The following is a 21,645-nucleotide window of genomic DNA, read 5'->3' on the forward strand; positions in this document are numbered from 1 at the left end:
CACTCAGGACGGTCGAGGCGATGCCCGCTCGTGACTGCCGTGCCGGAACCAGGACGGTGCCCGCCTACCTCGCTCCGGCGTGATCGGGGAAGAACCCCTGTGCCGCGGCCAGGCTCGCCCGGCACGTGCGGACGATCTGCCGGGTGGCAGCGGTGCCGGGGGCCGTGCCGCACGACCCGCAGCGGACCAGGACGTCACCGGTCAGCTCGTCGACACCGACGGACGCGACCGACGAGCAGTCCCGGCACCACCGGTGGCCGGTGACCTTGATGACGTGGTCCGCGGAATGCACGCAGTGGTGCAGCCATCGGCGATGCAGCCGGCACGAGACGCGTTCCAGCGGGTCGAGCCCGAGATCCTCCGCCGCGTCCTCCTCGGCGAGCATCGCCGCGAGCCGGCGGTCCCTGACGTCCGCGTAGCGCTGTCGATCGGCGACGAGAAGTGGCGTTGTCATGGCGTTCTCCCGGTGTCGAGGTCCGCTCCAGCGTGCTCCGCCCCCACCGCCGCGAACACCGCATCCCGGCTTCGTTCCGGCGAGACCACGGGCTCATCCGCGATGCGACGAAGGACCCTGGGACCTGGCGCCTCCACGCGGAAATCTTGAACCAGGAGGTGGACCACATGATCGCGAAACCGATGTCCCGACTCGTCCATCAAGCCTTTCCCGGCCGCAACCAGCTCGCCACCGCGGGAGACCGCGCAGAGGGCGCGGTGCTCGCGCTGGGGCTCGCCGTCACGGTCCTCGCCATCCCCTTCGCGGGTGCGGCGGGCTCGGAGATCTACGCGTACCAGCGCTCCCAGGTGGTCGTGCAACAGGCGAGCAGGCACGAGACCACCGCTGTGCTGATCGAGGACGCCCCGGAGTCGATCGGGGCGTCCGAACGGGGCGGCACCGTCGAGGCGACCGCCGTGCTCGCCACGTGGCGCCTGACGGACGGAAGCGCGCGGCAGGGCGAGGTTCAGGCGCACTACGAGTCGAAGGCCGGCTCCACGGTGACGATCTGGATCGACGAGAGCGGAAACCCGTCCGATCCGCCGATGACCGCCGAGGGTGCCGCGATCGACGCGATCACGCTGGCGCTGATGATGTGGGGCGGTGTGGCCGGCGCCATGACGCTGCTCTACCTGGCGGCGCGGTTCGCGCACAAGCGCATCCGTCTGGGGCGATGGGCTCGTGAGTGGGAGCAGATCTCCCCGGAATGGACCGGTAGGTGAGTTCCGTGACCGTCCCCATCGGACATTCGAACGTGGTCGTCGTCGGGGTGGACGGTTCGGACGCGGCACAGCGCGCCGCCCGCTGGGCCGCGGCGGAGGCCGCGCGCCGGGGCGCCGCGCTACGCGTCGTGCACGCGGAACTGCCTTTGCCCGCCGATGCGCTGGACATGACGGGAATGGCCCGCCGTGCGCTGCACGACGAGGCGATGCACTGGGTGCGCGACGCCGTCACGGGTGCACTCGAAGTCGCACCGGGACTTGAGGTCACGCACCGCGTCGAGGTGAACACGCCCGCCTGGCTGCTCGAGCAGGAGTCGGCCGACGCGGTGCTGGTCGTCGTCGGCTCACGGGGCCTCGGCGGCTTCACCGGCCTGCTGCTCGGTTCGGTCGCCGTTTCGCTGTCGTGCCGTGCGCTGTGTCCCGTGGTCGTCGTCCGCGGCGACGAGGTGGAAGGACCCGTGGTCGTCGGCGTGAACGGGGCACCGCACAACTGGATGGTCGTCGACCGTGCGTTCGCGGAAGCCGAGGCGCGGGGCACGTTGCTCGTCGCCGTGCACGCCTGGCATCCGCCGATGGGCAACGAGAAGCTCGCCGCCTCGGTCGGGATCGTGTGGTCCGAGCTCCAGACGGTCCGCGACGCGGTGGTGGCCCAGAGGCTCGCCGCGTGTGCGGACCGGCACCCCGGAGTGCGTGTGGAGCGGCACGTGGTGCACGGCTCCGCAGCACACCGCCTGGTCGAGTTCGCCGCCGGCGCGTCCCTGCTCGTCGTGGGTTCGCACGGCACCGGCGGTCTGCGGGGGAAGCTGCTCGGCTCGACCAGCCAGGCGGTCATCCGCCACGCACCGTGCCCCGTCCTGCTCGTGCGTCCGGCACTCGACGAGCAGATCGAGAACGCCCGCCGCGCGGGCTGATCCCGCGCACGCGAAATGGGAGGGCACCGAGGTGCCCTCCCATTTCGCGGTGCCGTCACCGCAGCCAGGTGTTCGCCTTGACCAGCGGCAGTTCGGCCCACCAGCGGCCCAGACCCCAGACGACACCCGACGCCGTCGCCGCGAGGACGACCAGCACGATCGCGTACACGACGTGGTAGTCGATGAGCGGGTTGGTCGACATGGTGGCCTCACCGGCCGCGTTGTGCTGGGCAGGCGGCCACTCGGCGACCCACATCAGCAGCATCATCAGAGCGCCGGCGACCGCCGAGATGCGCAGGCCGATGCCGAGCACCAGGGCGACCCCGATCGCGAGAAGGCCGATCATGAAGAGACCGTCGGCCCACCAGGTCCCCGCGATGTCGTGGAAGGTGGACTGGAACGGTCCGACGTCGACCCGGCTCAGGAAGCCCTTCGTGGGCGAGCCACCCGAGAACCACGCGTTCTTGGACTGGGTGGCGTAGCCGAGGCCGAACGCCTTGTCGAAGAACGCCCAGAGGAACAGCAGTCCCGTCGCGATGCGCAGCACCGCGAGGGACGTCGCGGCCGCGTCGACGCGGCTGCGGGCTGGAGCGTGAACAGCGGACATCGTTGCCTCCCATGTGTTTCCCTGATTTGAGTCTTCTCCGGTGGTGCGGGCGGGGACGCGGTCCTTGGTCCCGATCCGGCCGGGACGTCACGACCTGGTCGCCGGGTCACTCCTCCCTGGGCTCGTCTGTCGCCGTGTCCGCGCCGGACGACGCCAGTTCGTCGACCACGGGCACAGGTCGTCCGCGGGAAGGTCCTCGTCCGGCGAGGTCTCGTCGTGGAGCCGCCCGCGAACGGGAGGCCGTCGAGAGATCCGCGGCCGCACGGGCCTCCCAGATAGTCCACTTGCGACAGTCACCGTTCCTCTTCCGCCGTGCCGCCGAGTCACGCCGGGTGAGGGCTCAGCGATCGGCGCACGTCCTCGGTGAGCGCGTGCAGCCGCTCGCTGACCCGCACCCGCACCGGTGCCGGATCGACGAGGTCCCGCGCGTGCTGCGGCAGCCAGGCGAGGTCGGCGGTGCACCGGGCCCGCGCGTCCCGCACCAGTTCGGAGTCGGTCCGAAGTGGATGAACGCGCCGCCCGCCGCGCAGGACGGTCGTCAGCAACGGTTCGTGTCCCGGTGGGGCTTCCTCTTCGTGCAGGGCCAGAACGTCCGCCGGCCGGTCCGCCGCGCGGAAGACCTGCTTGCGTCCGGGGAGGCCGGCCTTGCCGGCCGAGAGCTTCATCGTCGGCCTGCCGTCGTGCTCGACCAGCTTGTACACGCTGTCGAGGGCGGGCGCGTCGGAGGAGACGCCCATCCTGGTGCCCACACCGAAGACGTCGATCGGCGCGCCGGCGGTCACGAGACGGTCGATGGCGCGCTCGTCCAGCCCGCCGCTGGCGATGATCAGGGAGTCGCTCAGGCCGGCGTCGTCGAGGCGCTTGCGGGTCACCCACGACAGGGTGTGGAGGTCGCCCGAGTCGAGCCGGACGCCGATCGGGTGGTGCGCGGGCATCCGCCGGGCCACCTCGATCGCCCGGTCCACTCCGGTCAGCGTGTCGTAGGTGTCGACCAGGAAGACGGCAGTGGAGGGGTAGTCGGCGGCGAAGGCCTCGAAAGCCGTGCTCTCGTCCGGGAACGCCTGCACGTAGGAGTGAGCCATGGTGCCGCTCGGGCTCAGGCCGTACCGGGCTGCGGCCGCGACGTAGCTGGTGCCCGCGAAGCCCGCGATGGCCGAGGCCCGCGCGGCCGCCATCGCGGCGTCGGGGCCGTGCGTGCGGCGGGCGGCGAAGTCGACGACGTCACGTCCGGCGGCGGCGATCCGGCACCGGGCCGCCTTGGACGCGATCGCGGTCTGGTAGCTGAGGAGGTTCAGCAGCGCGGTCTCCACCAGCTGCGCCTCCGGCAGAGGAGCGGTGACCTCCAGCAGCGGTTCGCCCGCGAACACCACCCGTCCCTCCGCGACCGCGCGCACCTCGCCGGTGAACCGCAGACCGGCCAGCGGCGCGACGTCGAGACCGGTGATCCGGCTCAGGTCGTCGAGCTCGGTGTCGGTGAAGCCGAAGTCCTCGAGGAACGACAGGCAGTCGGCGAGCCCGGCCGCGACGAGGAATCCGCGCGCCTGCGGCAGTCCCCGGACGAACAGGCTGAACGTCGCCGGCGCGCCCATGTCGCGGCGCAGGTAGCTCAGCGCCATCCTGATCTCGTAGAGGTCGGTCCGGTTTCCGCTCATGACGACGTCTCCCGGTCGCCGAGCCGGACCGCTCTGCTGATCTCGGTCGCCCATGCGACGTCCTCGGCGTCGAGCACGCCGGTCAGGACGCCGTCGTCGAGCACCGGCACGATGTCCCTGCCCGCGGTCAGCGGACCCCTGCCGAGCACGTCCAGCAGCGGCTCACCCGGCAGCGCGACCGGCACGTCCCTGGCGACGTCGGACACCGTGGTGTGGGCCTGGTCGGGCACGCTCACGAGATCGGTGAGGCTGACGACGCCCATCGGCGCCGCCTCGGAGGAGACCACCGGGAAGACCCGCTGGTGCCGGTCGGCGGTGCAGGAGCGCAGGAACCTGTCCACGGTCCACCACGCCGGAGCCACCGGCGGATCCGTCCTCATCACGTCGCGCACGAGCACACCGTCCAGCCGGTGCCGGACCTCGTTGTACGACTGCTCCGCGGAGGCGGCGAACACCAGGAACACGCCGACGAGCACGAGCCACAGCCCGGAGGTCCGGCCGCTGAAGGCGTTGCCCGCACCGAGCGCGACGAGGACGAGGCCGAACGCGCGCCCGGCGAAGGCGGCCGCCCGTTCACCGCGAGCCTGCTCACCCGTGCGCCACCAGACGATCGCCCGCAGCACCCGTCCTCCGTCCAGTGGCGCGGCGGGCACCAGGTTGAACCCGGCGAGCAGCACGTTGGCCACGCCGAGCCACATCAGCGGCGACACCACCAGCGGCGGTGCGCCGGCCGCGTCCAGTGCCGTCGCGGTCACGGCGGCGACCACACCCACGGCCGCGCTGGCACCGGGCCCCGCGAGTGCGAGCAGCAGATCGGCCCGCGGTGTCGGTGGCGGCGCGGTCAGTTCCGTCGCGCCGCCGAGCAGCCACAGGTCGATGCGGCGAACCTCGATGCCGTAGCGGTTCGCGACGCGTGCGTGCGCCAACTCGTGAACCAGCAGCGACACCATGAACGCCAACGCGGCGAGCACACCGGCCAGCCAGTAGCTCACCGGCGAACGACCGGGTGCGGCGACGGGAAGGAACGCCATGGCCACGGCCTGGGCGATGAGGATCACCACGACCAGGGTCGACCAGTGCGCGCCCAGCGCGACGCCCCGGTAACGGCCGAGCGGAACGGAACGCAGAAGTGTGTTCATGCACTCCAGCGTCTCGGCCGGTGTCCTCACCGGGCAGAGCCTCAGGTCTCGCCGGCGCGCGGCGATGGTCCCAGTGCGGTCACCACGTTGGGACCTGCATCACACCCCGGCCCGAAGAGCAGCCTTACCTCACCACGAAGGCATGCGCGGAAAGGGAAGTCGGATGAGCGTCCACGGATACACCGCCCGGCACCGGGCCATGTTGCAGGCGGTCGCGGACGGCCGCGCCGAGTTGCAGGGCGACCGCGTCCCCAGCCTGTCCGTGGACGGACTGTGGTGCGACTTCACCGCCACGAACGACCTGTGCGCCGCGGGCCTGGTCGTGGCGGCGTCACGATCCCGGACGGGGGCGCGGGTTCCCGCGGTCCTGACGCCGGTCGGCAGGCAGGTCCTCGGCACGCTGGTGGCCGCCTGACGCCCAGCTCGTCAGCGCTCGCGGGTGCACGCCCTGACGATCCGCGCGGCGACGAGGAGCGCCACGACGGCGACCGCGCCCGCGGTGGCGATCAGGCGGTTCACGTCGATCGCGGGCTGCCAGGTCACCTCACCGTCCTTGATGACGTAGGCACCGGTCGGTTTCGCGCTGATCCCGAAGCCGCCGCCTTCGCCCTCCTGCCCCTTCTCATCACGACCCGTGCCGCCTCCGGTGCCGCCGGACACGCTCGCAGCCGGGATGACCGTGACCCCGTCCCGCTCGCAGGGCTCGGCGTAGACCTTCTTGGCGTCCACCGAGTCCTTGACGTTCGCGATCAGTTCGTCGATCTTCATGACAACTCCCGGTTCGCGGTTGGCTGCCACCCCAGCCTCCGCCGTCGGAACCACCGCTGCCAGGGTCCTTCGATGCCGCGCGGTGGTGTCCCAAGCCCCTCCACCGGCTCTGCTCGCATCCCTGGCTTCGAACGCATGACAGCGGCAATCGCCTTGTCCGGCTTGCGGAAGTCGTTCGGCCGGACCACCGCGCTCGACGGACTCGACCTGACCGTCCGCGCCGGAGAGGTACACGGTCTGCTCGGCCCCAACGGCGCGGGCAAGACGACCACGTTGCGCGTCCTGCTCGGACTGCTGCGCGCAGACGAGGGCACGGCCGAGGTTCTCGGCGCCGATCCGTGGCGCGACATCGCCACCCTGCACCGGCGCCTGGCCTACGTGCCGGGTGACGTGACGTTGTGGCCGAACCTCACCGGCGGTGAGGTGATCGATCTGCTCGGCAGGCTGCGCGGTGGCGTCGACGCCGCCCGCAAGGCGACCCTCGTCGAGCGCTTCGAGCTCGACCCGACGAAGAAGGGCCGCGCCTGCTCGTCGGGCAACCGGCAGAAGGTCGCGCTGATCGCCGCACTGGCCAGCGACGTCGAACTGCTGCTGCTCGACGAGCCGACGGCCGGCCTGGACCCGTTGATGCAGGCCGTTTTCGAGGAGTGCGTCGCCGAGGTCCGGGCGGAGGGCCGCACCGTGCTGCTCAGCAGCCACGTCCTCGCCGAGGTCGAGAAGGTGTGCGACCGGGTGAGCATCGTCCGGCACGGCAAGCTCGTCGAGAGCGGCTCGCTCACCCAGTTGCGGCACCTCACCCGGACCTCCGTCGAGGCCGATCTGGTCAGCCCGCCGGACGGCGTCGTCACACTGCCCGGCGTGCACGAGGCGCACGTGACCGGAACGCATCTGCGGTGCCAGGTCGACACCGACCAGCTCGATCCCTTGCTGCAGGCGTTGACCGGGCTCGGTGTGCGCGGCCTGGTGTGCCGCCCGCCGACGCTGGAGGAGCTGTTCCTGCGCCACTACGAGGTGCACCGGTGAACGCGCTGACCGGCACCGGCACGCTCGTCCGGCTCGCGCTGCGGCGTGACCGGGTGCTGCTGCCGGCCTGGATCGCGGTGTTCGTGCTGATGGCCGTCACCTCGGCCGCGGCGACGAAAGGCCTGTTCCCCACGGTGGAGTCGGTGGTGCAGGCGGCGTCCGTCATGAACGGCACCCCCGCGCTGGTCGCCGTGTACGGACGGATCTACGACCCGTCGTCGCTCGGCGCGCTGGCGATGCTGAAGGCACCGGGATCCGGCGCGGTGATCGTCGGGATCCTGTCGATCGTGCTGGTGGTGCGGCACACCCGTGCCGAGGAGGACGCGGGGCGCCTCGAGCTCGTCGGATCCGGCGTGGTCGGCCGCTGGGCGCCGCTGACCGCCGCGCTGACGGTCGTGGTCGGTGCGGACGCGGTGCTGGGGCTGCTGACGGCGGTCGCGGTGGCGGCGGCGGGGTTGCCGGTCGCCGGATCGGTGACGTTCGGCCTGGCCTGGACGAGCGTCGGCATCGCGTTCGCCTGCATCGCGGCGGTGGCGGCGCAACTCGTGCGGACCGCGCGTGCCGCGATCGGGCTGTCGGTGGCCGTCGCGGGGGTGGTGTTCCTGCTGCGTGCCGCGGGTGACACCGCGGACGTGGCGGGACCGAGGTGGCTGTCCTGGTTGTCGCCCTTCGGGTGGGGACAGCAGTTCCGCCCGTACGCCGGCGACCGCTGGTGGGTCCTCGCGATCACCCTGGGATTCGGCGTCGTCGTCACGGCGGTGGCCTGTCTGCTCGTGTCGCGCCGTGACCACGGTGCCGGGGTGTTCCCCGAACGGCTCGGCCCCGCCACCGCGGCGCCGTCGCTGCGAGGGCCGCTGTCGCTGGCCTGGCGGCTGCACCGCGGCGCCCTGCTGGGCTGGACCGCGGGGTTCGTGACGTACGGGCTGATGGTGGGCAGCGTCGCCGGCAGCATCGGTGACATGGTCGGCAGTGCCGAGGCCCAGGAGATGTTCCTCAAGCTCGGCGGCCGCGACGTTCTGACGGACGCGGTGTTCGCCGCCATGTTCGGGATGCTGGCCGTCGTGGCGTCGGCGTACGGGGTGCAGACCTCGCTGCGCCTGCACGCCGAGGAGTCGGCGGGCCGCGCGGACCCCGTGCTCGCCACGACGGTGACCCGCGCGCGATGGGCGATGGGTCACGTCTGGGTCGCTCTCGGCGGTACCGCGCTTCTGCTCGTGAGCGCCGGAGTCGCCGCTGGAGTCGTGCACGCCGCCCAGACCGGTGACGCAGGCCAGGTGGGTCGCGTTCTCGTCGGCGCGCTGGTGCAGGTGCCCGCCGCATGGGTGCTGACCGGTGTCGTCGTCGCGGTGTTCGGCACCGCGCCGAGGCTTGCCGTGGCGGGCTGGGCGGTGCTGGTGGCGTTCCTGCTGCTCGGCGAGCTCGGGCCGCTGCTGGAGCTGGACCAGTGGCTGAGGGACCTCTCCCCGTTCGCCCACGTGCCGCGCATGCCGGGAGGGACCGTCACAGCGGCACCGCTGGTGTGGCTGGTGGTCGTGGCCGCCGCGCTGACCGCGGCGGGGCTGACCGCGCTGAGGCGCCGGGACGTGGGGTGAGGGATCGCCGCGCGCCAGGACGTCTCAACGCGCGGCGACCAGCCTCTCCGAGATCACGTACGCCCACAGCCGGATCTCGTCCCAGTCCCGGAAGTCGCCCGCCATTCCGCCGCGCGCCATCCTCTTCGCGACGAACCCGGCGGCCGTGTCGCTCGTGAGCCTGCCGCCGAACGTGACGGGTTCCTCCGCGCCGATGCGCGCCGCGATCTCACGCACCTTGCGCGGTGCGCGCTGGGGCACCTGCCCCGGACCGATGGGTCCACTGTGGAACAGCCACACCGGCTTGTGGGCGAGCAGTTCCTCGTTCTGCCTCAACAGCCTGACGGCCTCGCGCCGCCAGCGGCCGGCGTAGAGCGCACTGCCCAGGACGACGGCCTTGTACGGCTCGACCGAGCGCACCTCGGCCGCGTCCAGCACGGTGACCTCGTGCGCGGCGTGGCGGATCTGCTCCGCCACCGCCTCGGCGATCTCCCTGGTGGAACCGGACTTGGTCGCGTACGCGACGAGAATTTCGGCCATACCACCACGATGCGACTGGGCGGCGCGCGCCGACAGAGCACTTGTGCTCGCCTGGGCGAGGTCGCCTGTTACTGATACCAACGTTTTCCGCGAGTGACGATGGCAGTCGGAGGAGACGGCCATGAAGGTTCTCGTGGGCTATGCGACCGCGGCGGGATCGACGGCGGGGATCGCGGACTGGATCGCGGGAGCGTTGCGGGCGCGTGGGCACGACGTCGTCGTGCGTTCGTTCGACGAGGTGCGCGGCGTGAGCGCCTACGACGCCTTCGTCCTGGGCAGCGCCGTGCACGACCAAGCCTGGCCTGGAGCGAGGCCGACGTGCCGGCCTCCCTGATGGGCGACGTCGACCCGGTGGAACACCGCCTGTTCACGGGCGTCGTCACCGCGGAGGCGTTCGGGTGGTTCGCGGCGGCGGTGTTCCGGCTGGTGGGCGGCAGGTTCGGGGACTTCCGCGACTGGGACGAGATCGAGAGGTGGAGTGCCTCCATCTCCGACGTGCTCGCCGGAATCGAGGCGCGCCGCTGACGAAGGCCGGGACACCGGCGGTGCCCCGGCCTCGGCCGTCGTGCTCAGTTCCTACCTGCGGGGAGACCGCGGCACCGCCTCGGAGCTCCCCGCCTCGTCCACCACGTTCACGGCAGCGTCCTGGCGACCCGGTCGGTGAGGTCGATCGTGCGGTTGGCGTAGCCCCACTCGTTGTCGTACCAGCCCATCACCTTGACGACGTGTCCCTGCACCTTGGTCAGCGACGCGTCGAACACGCACGACGCCGCGTCACCGATGATGTCGCGGGACACGACGGGATCCGTGGTGTAGCGCAGGATCCCCTTCAGGTGCCGGGCCGCCGCCTCCGCGAACGCCCGGTTGACCTGGCCCGCCGTCGCCGGCTCGGCCAGCCGCACGGTCAGGTCGGTGAGCGAGCCGTCCTCGACGGGCACGCGCACCGCGAGGCCGTCCAGCTTGCCGTCCAGCGACGGGATGACCTGGCCGATCGCACGCGCGGCGCCGGTGGAGGTCGGGATGATGTTCACCGCGGCCGAGCGCGCCCGCCGGAGGTCCTTGTGCGGGCGGTCGAGCAACGCCTGGTCGCCGGTGTAGCTGTGGATCGTCGTCATCACGCCCTCGACGATCCCGAACGCCTCGTTCAGCACGTCGGCCATCGGTGCCGCGCAGTTGGTGGTGCACGAGGCGTTCGAGATGATGTGGTGCTGGCGTGCGTCGTAGACGTCGTCGTTGACACCCATGACGATGGTGGCGTCGACGTCCTTGCCGGGGGCGGTGATGATGACCTTGCGCGCGCCTCGCTCGAGGTGGACGCCGGCCGTCTCACGGGTGCGGAAGCGGCCGGAGGCCTCGATGACGATCTCGACGCCGAGCATGCCCCAGTTGAGCTCCTTGGGGTCCGCCTGCGCGGTCACGAGGATGCTGCGGCCGTCCACGGTGATGGTGTTGTGCTCGACGGTGACGTGGCGGCTCCACGGACCGTACGTCGAGTCGTAGGCGAGCAGGTGTGCCAACGTCTCCGCGTCGGTGACGTCGTTGACGGCGACGATCTCGATCGCCGCGTCGTTGCGGTCGAAGGCGGCGCGCAGCACGTCGCGGCCGATGCGCCCGAACCCGTTGATGCCGACCCGTACAGCCATGGTGCTTCTCCCTGGTGAGTGGTGTGTCAGTGGGCGTGCCGCAGCAGGAGCCGGCGTTCGGCGGACCCGATCGCCGCCCTGGCCGCCGGAACGGCGTCCGGGTTGACCGAGATGGACGTGATGCCGAACTCGACGAGCTTCTCGGCGAACTCCGGCTTGTTGGACGGCGCCTGCCCGCACAGCGACGAGGTGATGCCCGCGTCCCTGGCGGCGCCGACGATGCGGCCGATCATGTCGAGCACGGCGGGGTCGGACTCGTCGAACAGGTCCGCGCACAGCTCGGAGTCGCGGTCGACGCCGAGCATCAGCTGCGTGAGGTCGTTGCTGCCGATGGAGACCCCGTCGATGCCGGACCGCGCGTACTCGGGAATCCAGTACGCCACCGAGGGAACCTCGGCCATGACCCACCGGTGCAGGCCGCGGTGGTGGCCCAGCGGACTGCGGTCGATCTGCTCCAGGCAGGCTTCGAGCTCCCACTTGGTGCGCACGAACGGGATCATCAGGTGCAGGTTCGGCGTCTGCTCCCGCACCCGTGCGAGCGCCTGGAGTTCCAGCCCGAACAGCATCGGGTCGTCGACGTACCGGTAGCAGCCGCGGTAGCCGATCATCGGGTTGTGCTCGTGCTTCTCGAACTCGTCGCCGCCCTTGAGCTCGCGGAACTCGTTGGTGCGGAAGTCCATCGTCCGGTAGACGACCGGGCGAGGCGCGAACGCGTGGGTGATCTGCAGCAGCGACGACGTCATGGCGTTGAGGAAGTCCTCGGTGCCGTGCTGCGCCAGGAACCGGCGCGGGTGCTCGGCGCCGAGCGCCTCGGTGAGCATGAACTCCGCCCGCAGCAGGCCGACGCCGTCCACCGGCATCGCGGCCACCTCGGAGGCGTGCTCCGGCAGCGCGAGGTTCACGTACACCCGCGTGCCGAGCGCCTCGGTCCCCTGCACCACCGGGGCGACGATCCGCGGCGCCGTCGTGATCGGAGCCGACCCCGCGCGCACCTCGCCCGCGCTGCCGTCGACGGTGACCTGCTGGCCCTCCTTCAGCACCGAGGTCGCCGAGCCGGTGCCGACCACGCACGGCACGCGCAGTTCGCGCGCCACGATGGCGGCGTGGCAGGTGATGCCACCGCCGTCGGTCACGACCGCGGACGCGCGCCGCATCGTCGGCACCCAGTCGGGGTTGGTCATCTCGGCGACGAGGATCTCGCCGTCCCGCAGGCGGGAGCCCTCGTCGGGGGAGGACAGCACGCGCACCCGGCCTGAGGCGATGCCCGGTGAGGCCCCGAGCCCGGCGACCAGCGGGCCGTCGAGAGTCGTGCCGGTGGCGGGCAGTGTCGTGATGGGACGGGACTGCACGAGCCACGTCTTGCCGTCGGCGATCGCCCACTCGGTGTCCTGCGGCTCGCCGTAGTGCCGCTGCACGCGCACACCCAGCTGTCCGATCGCGACGGCCTCCTCCTCGCTGAGCACCTGGGCGTGCGACTCCTCCGCGGTGAGCTCGATCCGTTCGTCGTTGCCGTTCGCGCCGCGCACGATCTTGTGCGTCTTGCGGCCGATCCGGGTGTCCACAAGGGACACGGTGTCGCCGTCGCGGTGCAGGATGTAGGTGTCGGGCTCCACCGAGCCGCTGACGACGACCTCACCGAGCCCGAACGACGCCTCGACGAGCAGCCGGTCGCGCTCGCCGGTCGACGGGTCGGCGGTGAACATGACGCCAGAGCGCTCCGAGTCGACCATGCGCTGCACGACCACCGCGATCGCGGGTTCGTCGGAGATGTTCTGCTCGGCGCGGTAGGCCACGGACCGGGTGCCGAACAGCGACACCCAGCAGTCGAGCAGCCGGTCCAGCAGGGCGTGCGCGCCCCTGGTGTTGGTGAAGGTGCTGTTCATCCCGGCGAACGAGGCGCCGGCGGTGTCCTCGGAGGTGGCCGAGGACCGCACGGCCACGGACTCGTCCTGGCCGAGCGCGCGGTAGGCCTCCAGGACGGCGTGCCGCACCGTGTCGGAGATCCCGGCCTTGCGCACCAGGTCGCGCATGCGTTCGGCGGACTCCGCGAGCCGGTCCGGCGTGGTGGCCCGGTCGAGCGCGACGGCGAGCTCGGCGTCGAGGTCGTCGCGGACCTGGCTCATCGAGGTCAGGAACGCCTCGGCGGTCACGACGAAGCCGGGCGGCACCGGCAGGCCGGCGCGGGTCAGCTCGCCGAGGTTGGCGCCCTTCCCGCCGGCGATGTCGGTGTCGTTCTTGCCGAGCGTGGTGAAGTCGCGGATGTACGTGGTCACGGCTGCTCCTGAGGCTTGAGGACGTCGATGACGGGACGGCGGGGCGTGGCGGGCAGCGGGTCGGCGTTGAACCCGGCCCAGCCGATCCGGATGACGAGCTGCGGGCAGGTCGCGCCCCCGAGGACGTGGTCACGCACCAGTTCCCTGGTCTCGACGACCTCCAGCGGCTGGCTCAGCGGGCACGTCGCGAGCCCGGCCGACGTGGCTTCCAGCAGCACCGCGCTGGTCGCCTCACCCGCGCGCAGCCGCGACAGGTCGTCGTCGGACGACGTGCTGAGCAACAGCAGCGCCCCCGCGTCCTCGCCGAGCAGCCGCTGGTCGGCCTGGATCAGCTCACCGGGCGCGAACTCGCGCATCCGGAGGTTGCCGTACTGGTGCGAGCCGGAGGGGATGTTCGCGGCGGGCACGCCGGCCGACGCGCCGGGGTAGACCCCGCTCCACTCGCGGATCTCCTTGCGGTAGGCGGGATTCGCCTCCTGGGTCGAGGCGGCCTTCTCGATCGCGATCAGCAGTTCGTCCCTGGCCCTGCCGGTCACCACCTGAGCCTCCACGCCCTCGTTGCGGGCGCGCTGCACGAGCTGTTCGAGCACGGCGTCCGGCGGGGGCCAGGAGGAGAAGGCACGGCGGTCGGTGCGCCTGCGCGGAATCGCGGTCGAGAGGGCGACGAGCGCCTCACTCGGCTCGCGCGCCTGGAACTCGATGGCGGCGAGGTGGTCGGGCCGGCTCGGGTTGGGCAGGCGGTGCACGACCGCCCGCCAGCCGAGCGCGGCGAGCCCGACGCGCAGGTGGTGCAACGCGGCACCGCAGCTGATCACGAGGTCGGCACCCGTCGGGTCGATCGCGGGCAGCGTCCGCGCACGATCGGCGTACAGGTGCAGGGTGTGCGCGCCGAGCTCCCAGCGCCAGGGCTGGGTGTTGTGCACCGACGGCGCGCGGCAGGCGAGCGCAACCGCCGCCCGCAGCGTGTTCTTGTCCGGCTGACCGCGGTCCATCCGGTTCACCTCCAGGTCTGAGTCGCACCTTTGAAACTCGCAGCGACGACGGCCTGAGGTGAGGGGCGTAGGTCCCCGCATCGCCGGGACCCGCGTCCTGGGTCGCCCACGCCTTTGGCAGGTGTCCCGCACGCCGTCCCGGCAGAAGGCTGGAGGCACGTGGACCGAGGATCACCGGAGGGTGTCATGCGTGAACCGACAGTCGCCTCGCTGATGACGCGTGAGGTGATCACCGCCGACGTCGGCAGCTCGTTCAAGGACGTCGTGAAGCTGTTGGAGGACAACGCGATCAGCGCTGTCCCCGTGCTCGACGGCGGCTATCCCGTCGGCGTCGTGTCGGAGGCCGACCTGCTGCCGAAGGAGGAGTTCCGCGGCGGCGGTGCGGCCGAGGAGCCAGGTCTGTTCGCGGGCCGTGCGGTGAAGCACCGCTGGGAGCAGGCGTCCGGGCTCACCGCCGAGGACGTCATGACGGTTCCGGTGAAGACCGTGTCGCCGGACACCGCGGCGAGCGCGGCCGCGCGGGAGCTCGCCGCCGAGGGGCTGCGCAGGCTCTTCGTGATGGACTCCGACGGCGCGCTCGTCGGCGTGCTGTCCCGTCGCGACCTGCTGAAGCTCTTCCTGCGGGAGGACGAGGAACTGCGCACCGAGATCCGCGACGAGATCTTCGGCCAGATGCTGTGGGTCGACCCGGACGGCATCGACGTGGAGGTCACCGACGGCGTGGTCGCCTTGCAGGGACAGCTGGAGCGCCAGAGCCAGGTCGAGGTCGCCGGGCACCTCGTACGCACCCTGCCGGGCGTGGTCGACGTCCGCAACGGGCTGCGGGCCGAGTGGAACGACACCACCCATCCACGCCAGACCGAGATCTTCGGGTGAAGGAGAGCACGATGAGGACTCGAGACGTGATGACGGCCGACGTCGTCGTGGTCAGGCCGGACACCCCCGCCCGCGAGGCGGCGCACCTGCTCGCCGAACGCGGTTTCACCGCGCTGCCCGTCGTGGACGACTACGGCGTGCTCGTCGGCCTGGTGAGCGAGACCGAGCTGCTGCGGCACCGATTGCCGCAGGACCCCAGGAAACTGGTGCACGGCGAGCCGCCCAAGGCCAGGGTCGCCCCCGCCGACCTGGTGGGCCAGGTGATGACCTCCCCGGCGACGGTCACGCCGAACACCGACCTGGCCGAGGTCGCGGACCTGATGCTGGAACGCGGAGTGCGCAGCGTGCCGGTCGTCTACGAGGGCCACCTCGCGGGCATCGTGACCCGCAGGGACCTGCTGCGCTCGATCAGCAGGGACGACTGGATCATCGAGGCGGAGATCCGGCACCGTCTGGACGTGATCGGCTCCGAGCACCGGTGGACGGTCTCCGTGCGCGACGGCAAGGTGTCCATTGTGGACAAGCTGAACGACGCGACCGACCGGCACGTGGCGGACGTGCTCGCCCGCGCCGTCGCCGGTGTGACCGACGTGCGGATCGTGCAGTACGCGGGGAACTGACCACCGCGTCACGGCGGACGAAAGGCGCCGGGGTTCTCCCCGGCGCCTATTGTCGTTGCGCGGTCAGGCTTGCAGAACGACCTTCAACGCTCCGGTGTCACCCGCGTTCTCGAACACCTCGTACGCCTGCTCCATCTCACCGAGCGCGAACCGGTGCGTGATGAACCGCTCCCCGTCGATCCGGCCGGCCGCGACCATGCGCAGCAACGTCGGGGTGGAGACGGTGTCGACGAGCCCGGTGGTGATGGTGACGTTGCGGATCCACAGGTTCTCCAGGTGCAACGTCGCGGGCTTGCCGTGCACGCCGACGTTGGCGACGTGCCCGCCCGGACGGACCAGCTTGGCGCACAGCTCGAACGTGTCCGGCACTCCGACCGCCTCGATGGCGACGTCGGCGCCCAGGCCGCCGGTGAGCTCGCCGACGATCCGCTCGGCCTCCTCCGCGCTCGACGCGGTGATGTCGGCGCCGAACTGCTTGGCCGCGTCGAGCCGCGAGGCCGCGAGGTCGACGGCGACGATGTGGCTGGGGCTGTAGAGCTGCGCGGTCTGGATCGCGGCGAGGCCGATCGGCCCTGCACCGACGATCACGACGGTGTCCGCGGGCTTCACGGTCCCGTTGAGCACGCCGACCTCGTAGGCGGTGGGCAGGATGTCGGCCAGCACGACCGCGGCGGTGTCGCTCACGTCGTCGGGCAGCAGATGGGTCGAGGTGTCGGCGAACGGCACGCGCACGTACTCGGCCTGCACGCCGTCGACCAGGTGACCGAGGATCCAGCCACCACCGCCGAGGCACTGGCCGTAGCTGCCGGTGCGGCAGTACTGGCAGCGTCCGCAGGTGGTGATGCACGAGATCAGCACGCGGTCGCCGGGCTGGAGACCGGTGACGGACGCGCCGACCTCCTCGACCACGCCGACGGCCTCGTGCCCGAGGATCCGTCCGTTCTCGACCTCCGGCACGTCCCCCTTGAGGATGTGCAGGTCGGTGCCGCAGATCGTCACCGCCGTGACGCGCACGACCGCGTCCGTCGGGTCCTGGATCCCCGGCTTGGGAACCTCTTCCCACGCGCGCTTCCCAGGCCCGTGGTAGACCAGCGCCTTCATCAGGATTCCTCCTCTTTCCGGTTTCCACCCCAGGCTGCTCGCGCGGGTGCGTGCCGCGCAGAGACCGGGGTCCCGCCCGCCGGGGGACCTAGGACCTGCCGCCGAGAAGACCTGGGGTGGTGGGGGATCGCGCGGCCGCGGCGCACGCTGCTGACAGCGACACGGTCCACATCGGAGTGAGGAGTTCGCCGTGAGCACAGACATCGCCGGGCCGGCTGCCGAGACGCGGCCCGACCCGGGAAGTGACCGGCCGCGGCCGTCGAGGTTCGGCCTCCCCACCGCCACCGCGCTGGTGGTCGGATCCGTGATCGGCACCGGCGTGTTCGGCCTGCCGTCCGCACTGGCGCCGTTCGGGCCGGTGAGCCTCGTGGCGTTCGTCCTCGTGTCGATCGGCGCTCTCGCCCTCGCGCTCACGTTCGGTGCGCTGGCGAAGCGACTCAGCGGTTCCGGTGGCCCGTACGTGTACGCGAGGGACGCGTTCGGCGAGTTCGCGGGATTCCTCAACGCGTGGTGCTACTGGATCACCGCGTGGGCGGGCAACGCGGCGATCGTCGTGGCGCTGGTCGGCTACGTCGAGGTGTTCGTGAACACCGAGCACCAGGTCGGCTGGTCCATCGTGATCGCGTTGGCGGGCCTGTGGATTCCCGCCCTGGTCAACCTGTCCGGGCTGCGGAGCATGGCCGTGACGCAGATCGTCTTCACCGTGCTGAAGATCGTGCCACTGCTGTTCATGGCGACCGTCGGGCTGTTCTTCGTGAAGTCGGCGAACTTCGGCCCGTTCAACGCCAGCGACCTCTCGCTCGGGGGTGCCGTCTCCGCCGCCGCGGCGATCGCGTTGTTCAGCTACATCGGCATCGAGACCGCCTCGGTCGCCGCCGGCCGCGTCCGCGACCCCGAGCGCAACGTCGGCCGCGCCACCGTGTTCGGCACGATCGGGTGCGCCGTCGTGTACGTCCTCGGCACCCTCGCCGTCTTCGGCGCCGTGCCGAACGGGGCGCTGCAGGAGAGCAAGGCGCCGTTCACCGACGCCGCCAACGCCATGTTCGGCGGTCAGTGGGCAGGGCAGGCGATCGCGGTCGCCGCCGTCGTCTCCGGCCTGGGCTGCCTGGTCGGCTGGACGCTGATCATCGGTGAGATGCCGATGGCCGCGGCGAAGGACAAGCTGTTCCCCAAGGCGTTCCTGCGCACCCGCGGTGACATCCCGAGCTTCGGCATCATCAGCTCGACCGTGCTGGCCTCGGCGCTGGTCGTCGTCAGCTACACCAACTTCGAGCAGGTCTTCACCACGCTCGTGCTGCTGTCGGTGTTCACCGCCGTCGTGCCCTACCTGTTCAGCGCCGCCGCACAGCTGTTCTGGCTGCTGGTCCGCGGCCGCAAAGCCGAGTGGCCGCACCTCGTGCGGGACTGCACAGTCTCGATCCTTGCCCTCGCCTTCGCTTTCTGGGCGCTGGCCGGCAGTGGCTACCAGGCCGTCTACTACGGCGTCATCTGTCTGCTGCTGGGTGTGCCGCTCTACATCTGGCTCAAGGTCGGCCGCCGCGAGTACGGCGAGGTCGCGTCATGACCCTCGGCGTCGGCTCCGAGGTCGGTGCGCTGCGCCAGGTGATCGTCCACCGGCCGGGGCTGGAGCTCAGCAGGCTCACCCCGCGCAACTGCGACGAGCTGCTGTTCGACGACGTGCTGTGGGCCGCGAAGGCCCAGGAGGAGCACGACGTGTTCGCCGGTGTGCTGCGCGGCCGCGGGATCACCGTGCACCACACCGGCACCCTGCTCGCCCAGACCCTGGCGTTGCCGGAGGCACGGGCGTTCGTGCTCGACCGCGTGTGCACGCCGGAACTGCTCGGACCGGCGCTGGCGGGGCCGGTGCGCGAGTTCGCGGAGAAGGTCGACGCCACGGATCTCGCCGAACTGCTCGTCGGAGGCGTGACCCGCGCGGACCTGTCCCCGCTCGGAGTGCACAGCCTGCGCTGGAACACCCTGGGACTGGACGACTTCGTGCTTGCACCGCTGCCGAACACCCTGTTCCCGCGCGACAGCTCGGCGTGGGTCTACGGCGGCGTCACGATCAACCCGATGGCGAAGGCCGCCCGCCGCCGCGAGTCCCTGCACTGCCAGGCCGTCTACCGCTTCCACCCGTTGTTCGCCGACGCGATGTTCCCCGTCTACTACGGCGCCGACGACGCCGACCACCAGCCCGCGACGCTCGAAGGCGGCGACATCCTCGTCCTGGGGCGCGGTGTCGTGCTGGTCGGCATGGGGGAGCGGACCACCCCGATGGGCGTGGAGATCCTGGCACGCGAACTGTTCCGCACCGGCCAGGCCACCTCGGTGATCGCCGTGCAGCTGCCGCGTTCGCACGCTCTCATGCACCTCGACACCGTGATGACGATGCTCGACCTGGACACGTTCATCCGCTACCCGGAGCTCGACCCGGCCGCGTTGCGCACGTGGGTGATCACACCGGCCGATCCGCACGAGGTCGTCGAGCACGCCTCGGCGGGCCTGCGGGTCGAGGAACGCGTCTCGGTGTTCGCCACGATCGCCGAACTGCTGGAGATCGACCGCTTTCGCGTGCTGTGCGCGGACGAGGACGCCCGCGCCGCCGAACGCGAACAGTGGGACGACGCCAACAACTTCCTCGCGCTCGCCCCCGGCGTCGTCGTCGGCTACGAGCGCAACACCGTCACCAACACCATGCTCGCCGACCACGGCATCGAGGTCATCTCCATCCCCGGCAACGAACTCGGCCGCGGCCGGGGCGGGGCCCGCTGCATGACCTGCCCGATCCAGCGCGACGGCATCTGAAAGGACCCCTCCGATGCGACACCCCGGCTCTCTGCTCAAGGAACTCGACCTCACCAAGGAGAAGTTCCTCGACCTCGTCTCCCAGGCCCGCGGCCTCAAGCGCGCCAAGGCGTCCCGCACCGAGCACCCCGTGCTGACGGGCAAGAACATCGCCCTGGTCTTCGAGAAGAGCTCGACGCGCACCCGCTGCGCGTTCGAGGTCGCCGCCCACGACCAGGGCGCCCACGTCACCTACCTCGACCCGACCGGCTCCCACATGGGCCGCGAGGAGTCCGTTCCGGACACCGCGAAGGTGCTCGGCCGCATGTTCGACGCCATCGAGTTCCGCGGCTTCGCCCAGGACACCGTCGAGACGCTCGCCGACCACGCCGGCGTGCCCGTGTGGAACGGCCTGACCGACTCCTGGCACCCCACCCAGATGCTCGCCGACGTCCTCACGATGACCGAGCACTTCGACGGCCAGGTCGAGGACATCGCCTTCGCCTTCGTGGGGGACGGTCACAACAACGTCGCCCGGTCGTTGCTCATCACGGGCGCATTGCTCGGCATGGACGTCCGGATCTGCGCGCCCGCCGAGCTGCTGCCGTCTGCCGACGTGATCGCCAAGGCGCACGAGCTGGCAGCGGCCAGTGGTGCCCGCGTGCTCGTCACCGAGGACCCCGAAGAGGCCGTCGCGGGCGTCGACTTCGTCTACACCGACGTCTGGGTCAGCATGGGCGACTCACCGGAGGCCTGGGACACCCGCGTGCCGCTGCTGACGCCCTACCGCGTCACCGCCGAGCTGATGAAGGCCACCGGCAAGCCGGGCACGAAGTTCCTGCACTGCCTGCCGTCCGTCCACGACCGCACCACGACCGTCGGCCGCCGCGTGTACGACCAGTACGGCCTCGAGGGCGCCGAGGTCACCGACGAGGTGTTCTCGTCGTCCGCGTCGGTCGTCTTCGACCAGGCCGAGAACCGCCTGCACACCATCAAGGCGGTCATCGTCGCCGGACTGGCCTCGTGATGCGGATCGTCGTGGCCCTCGGAGGCAACGCCCTGCTGATGCGCGGCGAACGCGCGGACGCGTCCGTCCAGCTCCACCACGTCGAGGCGGCGGCGCGAGCACTCGCGCCGCTGGCGGCCGAACACGAACTCGTGGTGTGCCACGGCAACGGCCCCCAGATCGGCCTGCTCGCCCTGGAGAGCGAGGCCGACCCGTCGTTGAGCCGGCCGTACCCGCTCGACACCCTGGGCGCGGAGACCCAGGGCATGATCGGCTACTGGCTGGCCCAGTCGCTGCGCAACGCGGGCGTCCGCAAACCCGTCCTCGCCGTCGTCACCCAGACCGTCGTCGACGCGGCGGATCCGGCGTTCTTCGCGCCGACGAAGTTCATCGGGCCGATCTACGACCGCGCGCAGGCCGATCGCCTGGCCGGGCAGAACGGCTGGACCACGGCCGCGGACGGCCCGCACTGGCGCAGGGTCGTCCCGTCACCGGAACCGCTGCGGCTCGTCGAACAGGAGTCGATCGAGGAACTGGTGAGCGGCGGAACGGTCGTGGTCTGCGCGGGCGGCGGAGGCGCGCCGGTCGTGGACGAGGGACAGCTGCGCGGCGTGGAGGCCGTCGTGGACAAGGACCTCACCGCGGCCGCGCTCGCGATCGCCCTGAAGGCCGACCGCCTGCTCCTGCTGACCGACGTGCCGGCCGTGATGACCGACTTCGGCCTGCCGGACGCCGAACCGCTGCGGCACCTCGACGTGGCGGAGATCGATCAGCTGAGCTTCCCCGCCGGCTCGATGGGGCCGAAGATCGAGGCCTGCCGCCGGTTCGTGCTGGCGACCGGCTCGGTGGCGGCGATCGGTGCGTTGGCCGACGCGGGAGCACTGCTCTCGGGCGAGGCGGGCACGACCATCAGCGCCTAGGCGG

The 21,645-nt window shown here is 71.3% G+C and carries 23 protein-coding genes; 13 read left to right on the plus strand and 10 right to left on the minus strand.

The window, feature by feature from the left end; all coding sequences use genetic code 11:
- Positions 1 to 64: 64 nt before the first annotated feature.
- The gene (locus ACSHWB_RS36205) at positions 65 to 454 is read right to left on the minus strand and encodes a hypothetical protein (protein ID WP_439657804.1); all 390 of its coding nucleotides are present in this window, start codon (positions 452 to 454) and stop codon (positions 65 to 67) included.
- Between the two features lie 167 nt (positions 455 to 621).
- Here ACSHWB_RS36205 and ACSHWB_RS36210 point away from each other — a divergent pair, with 167 nt between their 5' ends.
- Together ACSHWB_RS36210 and ACSHWB_RS36215 are read left to right on the plus strand one after the other, a co-directional pair.
- Positions 622 to 1,215 carry an Rv1733c family protein gene (locus tag ACSHWB_RS36210; protein ID WP_439657805.1) on the plus strand — a complete coding sequence of 198 codons (594 nt, stop codon included), beginning with the start codon at positions 622 to 624 and terminating at the stop codon, positions 1,213 to 1,215.
- Between the two features lie 5 nt (positions 1,216 to 1,220).
- The gene (locus ACSHWB_RS36215) at positions 1,221 to 2,126 is read left to right on the plus strand and encodes a universal stress protein (RefSeq protein WP_439657806.1); all 906 of its coding nucleotides are present in this window, start codon (positions 1,221 to 1,223) and stop codon (positions 2,124 to 2,126) included.
- A 55-nt stretch (positions 2,127 to 2,181) separates the two neighbouring features.
- On the opposite strand, the gene ACSHWB_RS36220 is transcribed toward ACSHWB_RS36215, so the two are convergent.
- The 3 genes from ACSHWB_RS36220 to ACSHWB_RS36230 form a co-directional block, all read right to left on the minus strand.
- On the minus strand, positions 2,182 to 2,733 hold the full coding sequence (locus ACSHWB_RS36220; RefSeq protein ID WP_439657807.1) for a hypothetical protein: 552 nt from the start codon (positions 2,731 to 2,733) through the stop codon (positions 2,182 to 2,184).
- Positions 2,734 to 3,056: 323 nt separating this feature from the next.
- A complete protein-coding gene (locus tag ACSHWB_RS36225; RefSeq protein WP_439657808.1) occupies positions 3,057 to 4,385 on the minus strand; it encodes a nicotinate phosphoribosyltransferase in 1,329 nt (442 codons plus the stop codon).
- Positions 4,382 to 5,524 (minus strand): site-2 protease family protein, encoded by a 1,143-nt coding sequence (locus ACSHWB_RS36230; RefSeq protein ID WP_439657809.1) that lies wholly within the window; start codon positions 5,522 to 5,524, stop codon positions 4,382 to 4,384. Before ACSHWB_RS36230 ends, ACSHWB_RS36225 begins: the two co-directional genes overlap by 4 nt.
- A 163-nt stretch (positions 5,525 to 5,687) precedes the next feature.
- Between ACSHWB_RS36230 and ACSHWB_RS36235 the strand changes: the two genes are divergently transcribed.
- Positions 5,688 to 5,939 (plus strand): hypothetical protein, encoded by a 252-nt coding sequence (locus tag ACSHWB_RS36235; protein ID WP_439657810.1) that lies wholly within the window; start codon positions 5,688 to 5,690, stop codon positions 5,937 to 5,939.
- A gap of 11 nt (positions 5,940 to 5,950) precedes the next feature.
- On the opposite strand, the gene ACSHWB_RS36240 is transcribed toward ACSHWB_RS36235, so the two are convergent.
- Positions 5,951 to 6,292, minus strand: coding sequence for a spore germination protein GerW family protein (locus ACSHWB_RS36240; RefSeq protein ID WP_439657811.1), 342 nt, complete (start codon positions 6,290 to 6,292; stop codon positions 5,951 to 5,953).
- 135 nt (positions 6,293 to 6,427) lie between these two features.
- On the opposite strand from ACSHWB_RS36240, the gene ACSHWB_RS36245 reads away from it, so the two are divergent.
- Positions 6,428 to 7,315: an ATP-binding cassette domain-containing protein gene (locus tag ACSHWB_RS36245; RefSeq protein ID WP_439657812.1), complete on the plus strand. Its 888-nt coding sequence runs from the start codon at positions 6,428 to 6,430 to the stop codon at positions 7,313 to 7,315.
- On the plus strand, positions 7,312 to 8,907 hold the full coding sequence (locus tag ACSHWB_RS36250) for an ABC transporter permease (RefSeq protein WP_439657813.1): 1,596 nt from the start codon (positions 7,312 to 7,314) through the stop codon (positions 8,905 to 8,907). The genes ACSHWB_RS36245 and ACSHWB_RS36250 overlap by 4 nt, the downstream gene beginning before the upstream one ends.
- Before the next feature lie 24 nt (positions 8,908 to 8,931).
- On the opposite strand, the gene ACSHWB_RS36255 is transcribed toward ACSHWB_RS36250, so the two are convergent.
- Complete coding sequence (locus ACSHWB_RS36255; protein ID WP_439657814.1) at positions 8,932 to 9,426, minus strand: flavodoxin domain-containing protein; 495 nt, start codon at positions 9,424 to 9,426, stop codon at positions 8,932 to 8,934.
- Positions 9,427 to 9,547: 121 nt separating this feature from the next.
- Between ACSHWB_RS36255 and ACSHWB_RS36260 the strand changes: the two genes are divergently transcribed.
- Together ACSHWB_RS36260 and ACSHWB_RS36265 are read left to right on the plus strand one after the other, a co-directional pair.
- Positions 9,548 to 9,760, plus strand: a complete 213-nt coding sequence (locus tag ACSHWB_RS36260; protein WP_439657815.1) for a flavodoxin domain-containing protein — start codon at positions 9,548 to 9,550, stop codon at positions 9,758 to 9,760.
- Positions 9,745 to 9,951 (plus strand): hypothetical protein, encoded by a 207-nt coding sequence (locus ACSHWB_RS36265; protein ID WP_439657816.1) that lies wholly within the window; start codon positions 9,745 to 9,747, stop codon positions 9,949 to 9,951. The genes ACSHWB_RS36260 and ACSHWB_RS36265 overlap by 16 nt, the downstream gene beginning before the upstream one ends.
- Before the next feature lie 107 nt (positions 9,952 to 10,058).
- Here ACSHWB_RS36265 and gap read toward each other — a convergent pair whose 3' ends face one another.
- From gap to ACSHWB_RS36280, 3 genes are read right to left on the minus strand one after another with little or no spacing between them, the layout of a single operon-like run.
- Complete coding sequence (gene gap, locus ACSHWB_RS36270; RefSeq protein WP_439657817.1) at positions 10,059 to 11,069, minus strand: type I glyceraldehyde-3-phosphate dehydrogenase; 1,011 nt, start codon at positions 11,067 to 11,069, stop codon at positions 10,059 to 10,061.
- Positions 11,070 to 11,095: 26 nt separating this feature from the next.
- Positions 11,096 to 13,342, minus strand: a complete 2,247-nt coding sequence (gene ppsA, locus ACSHWB_RS36275; RefSeq protein WP_439657818.1) for a phosphoenolpyruvate synthase — start codon at positions 13,340 to 13,342, stop codon at positions 11,096 to 11,098.
- A complete protein-coding gene (locus tag ACSHWB_RS36280) occupies positions 13,339 to 14,334 on the minus strand; it encodes an Acg family FMN-binding oxidoreductase (RefSeq protein WP_439657819.1) in 996 nt (331 codons plus the stop codon). Before ACSHWB_RS36280 ends, ppsA begins: the two co-directional genes overlap by 4 nt.
- A 186-nt stretch (positions 14,335 to 14,520) precedes the next feature.
- Here ACSHWB_RS36280 and ACSHWB_RS36285 point away from each other — a divergent pair, with 186 nt between their 5' ends.
- Positions 14,521 to 15,210 (plus strand): CBS domain-containing protein, encoded by a 690-nt coding sequence (locus tag ACSHWB_RS36285; protein ID WP_439657820.1) that lies wholly within the window; start codon positions 14,521 to 14,523, stop codon positions 15,208 to 15,210.
- A gap of 11 nt (positions 15,211 to 15,221) precedes the next feature.
- Positions 15,222 to 15,830 (plus strand): CBS domain-containing protein, encoded by a 609-nt coding sequence (locus ACSHWB_RS36290; RefSeq protein WP_439657821.1) that lies wholly within the window; start codon positions 15,222 to 15,224, stop codon positions 15,828 to 15,830.
- 63 nt (positions 15,831 to 15,893) lie between these two features.
- Here ACSHWB_RS36290 and ACSHWB_RS36295 read toward each other — a convergent pair whose 3' ends face one another.
- A complete protein-coding gene (locus ACSHWB_RS36295; RefSeq protein ID WP_439657822.1) occupies positions 15,894 to 16,931 on the minus strand; it encodes a zinc-dependent alcohol dehydrogenase family protein in 1,038 nt (345 codons plus the stop codon).
- A gap of 190 nt (positions 16,932 to 17,121) precedes the next feature.
- Here ACSHWB_RS36295 and ACSHWB_RS36300 point away from each other — a divergent pair, with 190 nt between their 5' ends.
- From ACSHWB_RS36300 to ACSHWB_RS36315, 4 genes are read left to right on the plus strand one after another with little or no spacing between them, the layout of a single operon-like run.
- A complete protein-coding gene (locus ACSHWB_RS36300; protein ID WP_439657823.1) occupies positions 17,122 to 18,495 on the plus strand; it encodes an APC family permease in 1,374 nt (457 codons plus the stop codon).
- Positions 18,492 to 19,736: an arginine deiminase gene (locus tag ACSHWB_RS36305; protein ID WP_439657824.1), complete on the plus strand. Its 1,245-nt coding sequence runs from the start codon at positions 18,492 to 18,494 to the stop codon at positions 19,734 to 19,736. Before ACSHWB_RS36300 ends, ACSHWB_RS36305 begins: the two co-directional genes overlap by 4 nt.
- A 13-nt stretch (positions 19,737 to 19,749) precedes the next feature.
- On the plus strand, positions 19,750 to 20,742 hold the full coding sequence (gene argF / locus ACSHWB_RS36310) for an ornithine carbamoyltransferase (protein WP_439657825.1): 993 nt from the start codon (positions 19,750 to 19,752) through the stop codon (positions 20,740 to 20,742).
- Complete coding sequence (locus ACSHWB_RS36315; protein ID WP_439664733.1) at positions 20,742 to 21,641, plus strand: carbamate kinase; 900 nt, start codon at positions 20,742 to 20,744, stop codon at positions 21,639 to 21,641. The genes argF and ACSHWB_RS36315 overlap by 1 nt, the downstream gene beginning before the upstream one ends.
- Positions 21,642 to 21,645: the final 4 nt, after the last annotated feature.

Source organism: Lentzea sp. HUAS TT2 (assembly GCF_051853195.1).
Lineage (GTDB): Bacteria > Actinomycetota > Actinomycetes > Mycobacteriales > Pseudonocardiaceae > Lentzea.

Bases quoted from the DNA above. Each gene is read 5' to 3' on its own strand.
- ACSHWB_RS36205 (WP_439657804.1), bottom strand. From the start codon at position 454: ATGACAACGCCACTTCTCGTCGCCGATCGACAGCGCTACGCGGACGTC.
- ACSHWB_RS36210 (WP_439657805.1), top strand. From the start codon at position 622: ATGATCGCGAAACCGATGTCCCGACTCGTCCATCAAGCCTTTCCCGGC.
- ACSHWB_RS36220 (WP_439657807.1), bottom strand. From the start codon at position 2,733: ATGTCCGCTGTTCACGCTCCAGCCCGCAGCCGCGTCGACGCGGCCGCG.
- ACSHWB_RS36225 (WP_439657808.1), bottom strand. From the start codon at position 4,385: ATGAGCGGAAACCGGACCGACCTCTACGAGATCAGGATGGCGCTGAGC.
- ACSHWB_RS36230 (WP_439657809.1), bottom strand. From the start codon at position 5,524: ATGAACACACTTCTGCGTTCCGTTCCGCTCGGCCGTTACCGGGGCGTC.
- ACSHWB_RS36235 (WP_439657810.1), top strand. From the start codon at position 5,688: ATGAGCGTCCACGGATACACCGCCCGGCACCGGGCCATGTTGCAGGCG.
- ACSHWB_RS36240 (WP_439657811.1), bottom strand. From the start codon at position 6,292: ATGAAGATCGACGAACTGATCGCGAACGTCAAGGACTCGGTGGACGCC.
- ACSHWB_RS36245 (WP_439657812.1), top strand. From the start codon at position 6,428: ATGACAGCGGCAATCGCCTTGTCCGGCTTGCGGAAGTCGTTCGGCCGG.
- ACSHWB_RS36255 (WP_439657814.1), bottom strand. From the start codon at position 9,426: ATGGCCGAAATTCTCGTCGCGTACGCGACCAAGTCCGGTTCCACCAGG.
- ACSHWB_RS36260 (WP_439657815.1), top strand. From the start codon at position 9,548: ATGAAGGTTCTCGTGGGCTATGCGACCGCGGCGGGATCGACGGCGGGG.
- gap (WP_439657817.1), bottom strand. From the start codon at position 11,069: ATGGCTGTACGGGTCGGCATCAACGGGTTCGGGCGCATCGGCCGCGAC.
- ACSHWB_RS36280 (WP_439657819.1), bottom strand. From the start codon at position 14,334: ATGGACCGCGGTCAGCCGGACAAGAACACGCTGCGGGCGGCGGTTGCG.
- ACSHWB_RS36285 (WP_439657820.1), top strand. From the start codon at position 14,521: ATGCGTGAACCGACAGTCGCCTCGCTGATGACGCGTGAGGTGATCACC.
- ACSHWB_RS36290 (WP_439657821.1), top strand. From the start codon at position 15,222: ATGAGGACTCGAGACGTGATGACGGCCGACGTCGTCGTGGTCAGGCCG.
- ACSHWB_RS36295 (WP_439657822.1), bottom strand. From the start codon at position 16,931: ATGAAGGCGCTGGTCTACCACGGGCCTGGGAAGCGCGCGTGGGAAGAG.
- ACSHWB_RS36305 (WP_439657824.1), top strand. From the start codon at position 18,492: ATGACCCTCGGCGTCGGCTCCGAGGTCGGTGCGCTGCGCCAGGTGATC.
- argF (WP_439657825.1), top strand. From the start codon at position 19,750: ATGCGACACCCCGGCTCTCTGCTCAAGGAACTCGACCTCACCAAGGAG.
- ACSHWB_RS36315 (WP_439664733.1), top strand. From the start codon at position 20,742: ATGCGGATCGTCGTGGCCCTCGGAGGCAACGCCCTGCTGATGCGCGGC.